1 protein-coding gene and 3 pseudogenes are annotated in these 1,328 nt (G+C 57.8%); all 4 read left to right on the top strand.

Annotation, left to right across the window (positions count from 1 at the left end; translation table 11 throughout):
* Positions 1–215, top strand: a pseudogene (locus tag EOA29_RS42480) (dienelactone hydrolase-related enzyme); the annotation flags it as partial.
* A gap of 66 nt (positions 216–281) precedes the next feature.
* Positions 282–419, top strand: a pseudogene (locus tag EOA29_RS44130) (hypothetical protein); the annotation flags it as partial.
* Between the two features lie 57 nt (positions 420–476).
* Positions 477–911: pseudogene (locus EOA29_RS43515) on the top strand (MFS transporter); the annotation flags it as partial.
* A gap of 173 nt (positions 912–1,084) precedes the next feature.
* Positions 1,085–1,328, top strand: a 244-nt coding sequence (locus tag EOA29_RS36690) for a hydantoinase/oxoprolinase N-terminal domain-containing protein (protein ID WP_281061134.1), incomplete at its 3' end; no start/stop codon positions are given.

Genomic DNA, 1,328 nt, shown 5'->3' with positions numbered 1-1,328 from the left:
ATCTTCATGTTATGTTGGCGAAGAGAGACAAAGTGGTGTTGCCAGAGCTATCGGAGAGGTTCATGCAGAGGCTGAAGGACGCCGGCGCTAGGCCAAATATTTTGAAATTAAACTGTGGTCACTATTCGCTCGCCATGCCGCCTTACATTTTATGGGCTGGTTTGAGCTTGAAGCGGTTTCTGTCGCGTCCTGACAAGTCGGCCCGGCGAGGATGAGTTTGGCTTTGGCCGGTCAGTTCATTAGCAAATTCTCTGGCAGGCATCAAACATCAAAGTGATGAAATGGGGTCGCCCCTACCGGAGCCGACCCGGGAAGTGGCCGACAAAGGCGCAGGTTTGACACCGTCAATTGTCGAAAAGGCCACGACACCCTTCTTCTCTACACGCGCCGGCAATCACACCGGGCTAGGTTTGACGGCTTGTTCTCATATGGTTTCGACCCTGAAGGGAAAGCTCTTCATCAGCAGCATTCCCGGCGGCGCCCTGCTGGTTGTCGCCACCGGGCTCCTGCTGCCAATCCGTCAATGGAAGGGATCTGATCAGGATTCGCTTGATTTCGAGACCCCGCAACTCGCCCTCGACCTCCAGTCGAGAAGCGGTCCGATCGGTCAAGGTCGACTACGCCATGCCGGAAGAGAACCTAGAAATTTCTCGATCAAATGCGGGAACGTCGCGTGCAAAGCTGCGCCGGCGCCCGGCACTGGAACCTTCAGCGCGACCTGCAGGAGCCGTTGCAGTGGACGGAGACCTTCCGCACGCCGACCTTGATGGACTATCTTCGCCTAAACCATCGCCTGACGTCGGTGGACAAGGAACTGGATCAGCGCCTTCGCGAAGTGCATGCCGGCGAGCTACCGCCTCGTCAAAAGCTTGCCCGAGCGCCCCACCGGAGCGCCCCGCAAACCGGATCAGCCGACGAGTTTCTTTTCCGGCGGTTTTGGCGTGTCGCCCCGTGTATTTCGCTTTCGATGGTTGCACAGTCCAGTTGACGCAATTCAGCAACTTTTTGACCGATGATCGCCTCCCGATCACAGTCCGAAGCCCTGATCCTCGCCCTGTCGCAAATCGTTGGACGGATATCCATCATGCAGGCGCAATACCGGATCGGCGTGGACGTTGGCGGGACCTTTACCGACTTGTCGGTTATCGATGAAGCCACCGGCGAGCTTTATCATTTCAAGACCCCGTCCACGCCGCACGATCCCTCCGAAGCCATCGAGAACGGGCTGAACCAGGTGATCGCGGCGGGCTTCGACCCGGCTTACGTGGCGCACCTCGGTCACGGAACCACGGTCGCCACCAACATGATCATTGAGCGCAAGGGGACAT

The sequence above is a fragment of the Mesorhizobium sp. M1E.F.Ca.ET.063.01.1.1 genome, from assembly GCF_003998155.1.
GTDB lineage: Bacteria > Pseudomonadota > Alphaproteobacteria > Rhizobiales > Rhizobiaceae > Mesorhizobium.
Note: the sequence above shows the minus strand (reverse complement) of the source record. Positions and strands in the feature narration are given on the sequence as shown.